General features: G+C 56.4%; 6 protein-coding genes. All 6 read left to right on the forward strand.

The window, feature by feature from the left end; all coding sequences use genetic code 11:
• Positions 1-646: IS3 family transposase (locus B8784_RS16560; RefSeq protein ID WP_143435293.1), on the forward strand; the 646-nt coding region annotated here is incomplete at its 5' end.
• 259 nt (positions 647-905) lie between these two features.
• Positions 906-3,023 carry a TonB-dependent siderophore receptor gene (locus tag B8784_RS16565; protein ID WP_158085716.1) on the forward strand — a complete coding sequence of 706 codons (2,118 nt, stop codon included), beginning with the start codon at positions 906-908 and terminating at the stop codon, positions 3,021-3,023.
• Between the two features lie 21 nt (positions 3,024-3,044).
• The gene (locus B8784_RS16570; protein ID WP_084399020.1) at positions 3,045-3,929 is read left to right on the forward strand and encodes an ABC transporter substrate-binding protein; all 885 of its coding nucleotides are present in this window, start codon (positions 3,045-3,047) and stop codon (positions 3,927-3,929) included.
• A gap of 3 nt (positions 3,930-3,932) precedes the next feature.
• A complete protein-coding gene (gene fhuB, locus B8784_RS16575) occupies positions 3,933-5,921 on the forward strand; it encodes a Fe(3+)-hydroxamate ABC transporter permease FhuB (protein WP_084399021.1) in 1,989 nt (662 codons plus the stop codon).
• On the forward strand, positions 5,918-6,769 hold the full coding sequence (locus tag B8784_RS16580; protein WP_084399022.1) for an ABC transporter ATP-binding protein: 852 nt from the start codon (positions 5,918-5,920) through the stop codon (positions 6,767-6,769). Before fhuB ends, B8784_RS16580 begins: the two co-directional genes overlap by 4 nt.
• A 315-nt stretch (positions 6,770-7,084) precedes the next feature.
• Positions 7,085-8,223, forward strand: a protein-coding gene (locus tag B8784_RS16590; RefSeq protein WP_143435295.1) for an IS3 family transposase whose coding sequence is annotated in 2 segments (ribosomal slippage) — positions 7,085-7,343 and positions 7,343-8,223 — 1,140 coding nt in all. Because the reading frame shifts where the segments join, the coding sequence is not laid out codon by codon here.
• The last annotated feature ends 9 nt before the right edge of the window (positions 8,224-8,232 follow it).

The following is an 8,232-nucleotide window of genomic DNA, read 5'->3' on the forward strand; positions in this document are numbered from 1 at the left end:
CAGGCGCCTGATGAAGGCCATGGGCCTGCAGGGCATTATCCGCGGCAAGCCGCATCGCACGACCTACAGCGACAAGGCGGCGCCGTGCCCGCTCGACCATGTGAACCGCAACTTCAAGGCCCCGGCGCCGAACCGGCTCTGGGTCAGCGATTTCACCTATGTCTCGACCTGGGCAGGGTTTGTCTATGTCGCCTTCGTCATCGATGTGTTCGCCCGCCGCATTGTCGGCTGGCGGGTCAGCCGGACAGCGCATGCGGACTTCGTGCTTGATGCCCTTGAACAGGCCTTGCATGACCGGCGGCCCTGCTCTGGAAGTGGTCTTGTCCATCATTCAGATCGTGGCAGCCAGTATGTCAGTATACGGTATACGGAGCGTCTGGCCGAGGCAGGTCTTGAGCCGTCGGTGGGCAGTGTTGGTGACAGCTATGACAACGCTTTGGCGGAAACCATCAATGGACTCTACAAGGCCGAAGTCATCTGGCGGAAAGGCCCGTGGAAATCCATCGATGCCGTTGAATACGCCACCCTCGAATGGGTCGACTGGTTCAATCACCGCCGCCTGCTCGAGCCAATCGGAAACATCCCACCGGCAGAAGCCGAGGCCAACTACTTTGCAGCGCTGAAGGAAAACGCTATCGCTGCTTGACCCCAACCAAACAGCCTCCGGGGTTACCGGCGCGGTTCACATCGCCAGCAGACGAAGAAGAACTCAAATTTCATATTGTTTTGCCGTCATTATACACCTAACCAGACGTTTAGCAGGTCGGGGGACGCGCGTTATGATCAGAGTCGAAACATTTTCCAGCATGAATCTCGTGCTTAGGTCGCCGGCCCCAGCCACGACTGCGAAGGACGACGATAGGGATTTTCCCAGCCGATACCTGCTGCGAATTGGAACCATAGCCTTGAGTGCTCTGATGTTGCCGGCTCTGCAAGTAGCCGCGGATCCTGCGCGCGCACCAGACGAAGAGCAGGCTACCGTACTGGACAAAATCGTTGTGCTGAAAGCGCGAGATTCCACTTCCAACGAAAACGCCGGGTTCAAGCCAGACGGCGCTACGACAACAGGTCCTTGGGCAAATCGTGACATTGAGGATGTTCCATACTCCATCACCGTGTTGTCGGACGAGCTGATTGAAGATACGACGTCGCGTAACCTAGATAGCTTGTTCGTCATCAGCCCCCTGGTCCAGACGGGACAGTCGCAGGACGTCAACAATATCGCCCAAGCAACAATCCGCGGCTTCAACGTCGCGCGCGCTTATGTGAACGGTGTACAAAACAATAATCTCGGTCAGGGCGTATTCGTCGAGGAGATAGAGAACCTCGAAATCTTCAACGGTCTTTCAGGTTTTCTGTTCGGAGCAAGTCCAGTTGGCGGATTGATCAATTACGAACTGAAGGGGCCAACAGAAGACGATCTTCGGAACGTCACAGTCGGAAATTACGGCGCGAGCCAGTACTTTGCGCACCTCGATCTTGGTGGCACTGTAGATCCTGGCGGAACAGTCGGTTACCGCCTAAACTTGCTGACGCAGGATGGTAATACGCCCATCGACGAACAGAGCCTGCGGCGTTGGATGATCAGCGGCGCAATGGACTGGCGCCCAACCGATGATCTTGCGTTCGAGCTTTTCCTGTCGACCAAAAATTATCATCTCGACGGCCGTCAATTCCAGTTCTTTCTTGGCGGTGATGTTCCGGCACCTGTCGATGGCTCGAAGCTCTATGCGCCTCGTGAGACCTATCTCGACACCGATTCCGATCTTGCTCATCTTTCCATGGTTTACCAACCGGATGGAAAGTGGGCTTTCCGAGCCGCCTATCAGTATAAGTACGACGTACGTGAAATGGTCTACGGTCTCGGCAGCCTGCAACCGGACGAGACTAGCTACCAGTTCACTCTATATGGCGGTAAGTTCTCGGCCGAAACCAACGGTGGCTACGCCTATGTGGACCGCAGCTTCTCCACCGGTCCGATCCGGCATCGTGTGACTCTGGGCGTCAATGGATACGACTATGAAAATCGCCTGGCTATTGTTTCGAACGGCTTTCCGTCCTTCTTCGACGGACCTTACGAGTTCGCCTTTTCGGACCGTTCTGTGAACGATCTGGAGATTCCAGACTGGGATATCGACGATTCTCACTGGGTAGTGAACGCAACGAGCCAGAACATCAACGCTGTCCTTGGCGACGAGGTTGTATTCAATGACCAGTGGTCGCTTCTTGTTGGTGCCAACTACGCGACGATCCGTTCAGAAAGCTTCAATTTCGCTACAGGAGACCCGCTCCCGAATTCTGACTATAACGAATCCGCTGTCACACCTACGGCGTCGATCATGTACAAGCCGGCGCCGGGTTGGAACACCTATGCCACCTATATCGAGTCGATCGAGCAAGGGTCGATTGTCGGAGCGTCCTATGCAAACGCCTTTGAGATGCTTCCACCGCTACGCAGTGAACAGTATGAACTCGGGGCGAAGGTCGATTATGGCGGCCTCCTGCTGACCGCCGCCCTCTTCCAGATCGAAAAGGCGAGCGAACGCTCGAATGACGGGACTGCCACCGGCACATTTGTGCAGGATGGTCTTGAGGTTCATAAAGGGCTCGAACTCAGCGCGACTGGCAAACCAGCTGACCAGATTAACCTCATCGCCGGCATCACGCTGATGGACAATGAAATCAAGGACAGTTCCGATCCAGCATTGGAAGGCAAAAAGCCCTATGGCGTCGCCGAAGAAGTTCTCAAACTCTATGGAGAATTCCTTCCGAACGCGCTGCCGGGCTGGACCTTTTCCGTTGGCGCCTATTTTAATGGCGAAAGCCATCAGAACCCGCTCAATAGCAGAGATCTCGAAAGCTACACGCTGCTGGACCTGGGTATTCGCTACGAGACCGAAATATACGGCAAGAATGTTACAGCGCGACTTAACGTGAAGAACGCGACCGATGAGGACTACTGGGCCGCGACTTCACCCGGCGCACCAAGGACAGTTGCCTTTTCGGTCTCCACTCGTTTTTAGCGAGATGTATATCTTGACGCTATGATCTTGCCAACGAGAAGAAACCTTCTCCAAACTGTAGGGCTGGCCACACTTGCAGCCTGTTCGCCCGGCGGAGTCGGGAACGCCACGCAAGAAGGTGTACTCACCCTCGATTGGGCACTAGCTGAAACCATGATTGCCCTGGGCAGGTCGCCAGCCGGCGTCGTCGCGGGAGCAGACTGGAAACGCTTTGTCATCGAACCCAAGCTCCCCGAAAAAACGGCAGATCTCGGCCTGCAACAGGAGCTGAATTTCGAATTGATGGCATCTCTGAAACCAACCCTGATTCTATTCTCCCCTTTCCTTGAGCATCTGAAGCCCAAATTCGACCGTATCGCGCGCTCGGAGAAGTTGTCGGTATACGATCCAAGTGAGACGCCACTCGGACAACGCATGCAAGTCAGCCGCGATCTTGCCGCTCTTATTGGCGCGGAATCGGCACTGGAAGACTATCTTCTTGAGCTCGAAATCTTGCATGGAGATGTGACAAAGCGGCTGTCACGCTTGAAGCAGCGTCCGATCCTTATGGTGAGTTTCATAGATAACCGGCATGCGCGGGTCTATTCTGGGAGTAGCCTTTATGCCGATGCCATGGCGTGGCTGGGGCTGGAAAACGCTTGGCAGCGAGATGTTGGCTACTTCGGATTTTCGACAGTTGGTCTGGAGGATCTCGCGACGCAAGAAGACGTCGAACTCATCGCAGTTGAACCCATCCCACCGGATATTTCACATGCGCTCGCCGAAAGCCCCTTGTGGACGAAATTGCCTTTTGTAGTCTCCGGCCACCACGGCACAATCCCACCCGTTTTCATGTTTGGTGGACTTCCCTCGGCGGCACGCTTTGCCGAGCTGATTGTCGCTCATCTCGAAGCAAGATGGGGATAGTCCTTGAAGCATGCGCTCGATCCGCGAGTACTTTCTGCCGGCCTGCTAAGCTTGGGTCTCATCCTGGGCAGTATACTCCTCTTTGGGCCGGTGCAGGGCCTGGACGATGGGCAGACACTGGATCAGACATTCCAGAACCTGATCCTCATACATGCAACGTTGCCGAGACTGGTCATGTGCGTGCTCTGTGGCATTGGGCTCGGCATCTCAGGCGCAATCCTGCAGCAGGTTTTGCGCAACCCTCTGGCGGCTCCGGACACGCTGGCGGTAAGCGCGGGCGCGCGTCTTGCGCTTGGTCTTGTCACGGTGTTTGCGCCGGGACTTTTCGGCATTGGACGTGATCTTATCGCCATTGCCGGCGCGTTAGCATCGACGGTCATTGTGCTCACGATAGCTCGGGCGCGGCAGTATTCTCCCATCTCAACCATCCTTGCGGGCCTTGTTGTCAGCCTCTATTGCGGGGCCTTGGCAACAATCCTGGTTCTCGCAAAGGATCGCTATCTCGTTGGATTGTTTATTTGGGGCAGCGGCTCCCTCAGCCAGCAGAGCTGGCAGCCGGCGCTCGATCTTGGCCTTCGCCTGATTTTGACCTTGCTCCCACTCGCCCTCCTCATGCGGCCGCTTTCAGTACTCGATGCGGGCCCAGAGCTTGCCAGAATCGTCGGCGTGCGCGTTGAGCGCGTTCGGTTGTACGCCATTGGGCTTGCTGTATTGCTGGCAGCGTTCGTGACAAGCGCGGTCGGGGTCATCGGGTTTATCGGATTGGCCGCTCCCGCACTGGTGAGTGTCGGCAGGATACAGCGCTTTCCTTCGCGATGCATTTGGTCCGGCATCATGGGCGCTTTGATCCTGCTCGTCACTGACATCTGCGTTCAGCTCGCCGCCGGCAAGACGGGAGCCTTTTTTCCAACAGGCGCGGTCACGGCAGTCATAGGATCGCCTTTGCTGCTACTACTGCTTTCACGCATGCGAACGAGACCGCATCAACAAGATCTCAACGAACCCGCTTTCGGGCCTCAAGCTTTATCGCAACGATGGACATTGCCAGTCTATCTGGCTCTCGGCGGCGGGCTAGCTGGGCTGACTATCGTACTCCTGCTGATCGGGCGTGCGCCGGATGGAAGCTGGTACCTGCTGGGCCCGAATGCCTTTGCTGATGTCCTGCCGTGGCGGTTACCGAGAATGCTTGGCGCGGCCGGCGCTGGCGGGTTGCTTGCAATCGCCGGCTATATTTTGCAGCGAGTGACACGCAATCCGATGGCCAGTCCAGAGATCATGGGTGTCAGCGCCGGAGCCGTCCTCGGTGCGGCGGCGACGTTGTTCCTGTTTGGTGGTAGCTATATGTTCAGCCTGACCGCCTCTACAGTAACAGGATCCTTTGTAGCGCTGTTGTTCGTCCTGGCCATATCAGCAAGACGGTCGGCTGCGCCGGAGCGTATACTTCTTGCTGGTGTCGCTCTCTCCGCGCTGGCGGACGCTTTGGTGGGCCTGCTCATGGCCAGCGGAAGTCCGAGTGCCGTGCTGCTACTAGCGTGGATGTCAGGCTCAAGTGCTGGAATAGGGCTTCCCGCCGCTGCAATGACAGCTGCTGCTGCCGTAATTCTACTCTGTGTCGCTTTTCTTGGTTCGCGATGGCTCAAAATACTTCCGCTCGGCGGATCGACAGCGTTGAGTCTCGGTGTTCCGGTCGTATCATCTCGTCTTTTGTTGTTCGTCCTTGCTGCGGTAATGACAGCGATCGCCACGCCGATAATCGGCCCAATCACTTTTGTTGGCCTGATGGCACCCCACGCTGTTCGGCTCAGTGGCATCCGCAGCGTTCCGGCCGGGCTTGCGCTTAGCGCTTTAGTGGGCGCTTTGCTGATGACTCTTGCTGATGCTCTCGCACGAACCATCGCATTCCCCATGCAGTTGCCGACCGGGATTCTAGCGAGTTTGCTTGCCGGTCCCATTCTACTCTATCTGATTGCGCATGAAGGACGGCCAAGATGACCGAACGGCTAGTAAACTCGAGAGGGCATAGGGAACCGGGTTTTCATGCGGCAAGTATCCAGTTGAATTCTGCAACGGTAGAGATTGGCGGAACGCGCCTAATTGATACCGTCAATCTGGAGCTGTGTTCTGGAATGGTTACGGGGCTGATCGGGCCCAATGGGGCAGGAAAGTCGACCCTACTCAAAGTCCTCGCTCGTCAGCTCCCGTTAACCTCGGGTGAATACCTTCTTGGAGATCGGCAATTCAGTTCATATGGAACTCGTGAGTTTTCGAGACTCGTCGGATATTTGCCGCAAACCACTCCGCCTACCCCGGGGCTCACTGTTGAGGAAGTCGTCAGAATGGGACGGTTTCCTTGGCACGGTGCCCTTGGACCATTCACAGCCAAGGATTCAACTGCTGTTGCCGAGGCTCTGGCTATCACGGAGATGACGGGATTTGCGAAGAGATTTGCAGATACTCTTTCCGGCGGCGAACGCCAGCGGTGCTGGATTGCCATGCTGCTTGCGCAGGAAGCCGGAATCCTTCTGCTCGACGAGCCAGTCTCTGCCCTCGACTTGCGGTATCAAGCAGGAACGATGGACCTTATCCAAAAAATTTCACGAACGCGAGATATCTCAGTCCTTGTGATCCTCCATGACATCAACCTGGCAGCACGCTTCTGTGATGACATAGTTGCTCTAAAAAATGGTGAGGTAGCGTGGAAGGGGCTAGCCACGAATCTCGTCAACGCAGCTACCCTTGAGACCATTTACGACACACGAATGACGATCGTTTCATCGGCCGGCTCGAAGGAGCAATTCGCATTCGTGAAGATTGATGGACAAGACCATTTGAACAATTAGTGTTGCCTATTTCCAAAACGGTCGGTTCACGGTCATAAGGATGACTCCATCTTCTTTCATCTTTGCCTCTTGAAAAATTAGCGCATTGTTTTCGTCCTTGAGGCGATTTCGCCAGTGGGACGCGGTAAGTTCCCATCGATCCGGAAGATCTTTAGCGTCATGAAACTTGTCCACATGCTTGAGTAGATAGCTCGCAATGTCATGTCCGTGGCGGATGGCATACATGCACATTTTGGCAAAGTAGGTTTTTGGTCTGCCCCCACGAAAGTGGTCCATTATTTGAGTTAGTTCCGGCTTCAGATATGGAGCTGAGACATGGGCAAGAGATCAACGCCTGAAGAGATCATAGCGAAGCTGCGGGAGGTGGAGGTCCGCCTCGCGCGGGGTGAGACGACGGGTCAGGCCGTGCGTTCGATCGGGGTGACGGAACAGACATACTATCGGTGGCGCAAGGAGTATGGCGGGCTGCAGGTTGGCCAGGCCAAACGGCTGAAGGAGATCGAGAAGGAGAATGCGCGGCTGCGTCGCGCCATTTCTGATCTGACCCTCGACAACCAGATCCTGCAGGAAGTCATCAAGGGAAAGTTCTGAGCCCTTCACGCAAGCGCGAGGCGGTCGATCATGTGGTGGAGACACTCGGCGCAACCGAGCGCCGGGCCTGCCGCGTGATCGGCCAGCACCGTTCCACCCAGCGCAAGCCGCGTGTGCCACGCCAGGACGAGGATGTGCTGACAGCGGCCATCATCGCCCTGGCTGAACGGTTCGGCCGGTATGGCTACCGCCGGATCACGGCCCTGCTGAGACGGGATGGCTGGCATGTGAACGAGAAGCGGGTGTATCGCATCTGGCGGCGTGAAGGGCTGAAAGTGCCAATGAAACAACCAAAGAGAGGCCGTCTCTGGCTGAATGACGGCTCCTGCATCCGGCTGAGGCCGATGCACAAGGGCCATGTCTGGTCCTATGACTTCGTTCAGGACCGCACGCATGACGGCAAGGTGTTCCGCATGCTGTGTGTGATTGATGAGTTCACTCGCGAATGCCTCGCCATTCGTGTCGAACGCAAGCTCAACTCCCGCGATGTCCTAGACACGCTGGGCGAACTGTTCGTGCATCATGGCCCGCCGGAGCATATCCGTTCCGACAATGGCCCCGAGTTCATCGCCACGGCCCTGCGCGAGTGGCTTGGCCGGATCGGCGTGAAGACGCTCTATATCGAACCCGGTTCGCCTTGGGAGAACGGCTACTGCGAGAGCTTCAACTCCAAGCTCAGAGACGAGTTGTTGGCGAGGGAAATCTTCTATGATCTCAGGGAGGCGAAAGTCCTGATCGAGACCTGGCGGTGGCATTACAACACCGCGCGTCCGCACTCTTCTCTGGGCTACCGACCGCCCGCGCCACAAGCCATCTTGCCCGCGGCGTTCATACCGCCTTACTGTGGGGAGGTAGCGGCATGAACGCCGCTA

The organism is Henriciella aquimarina, from assembly GCF_002088975.1.
GTDB classification, from domain to species: Bacteria; Pseudomonadota; Alphaproteobacteria; order Caulobacterales; family Hyphomonadaceae; genus Henriciella; species Henriciella aquimarina.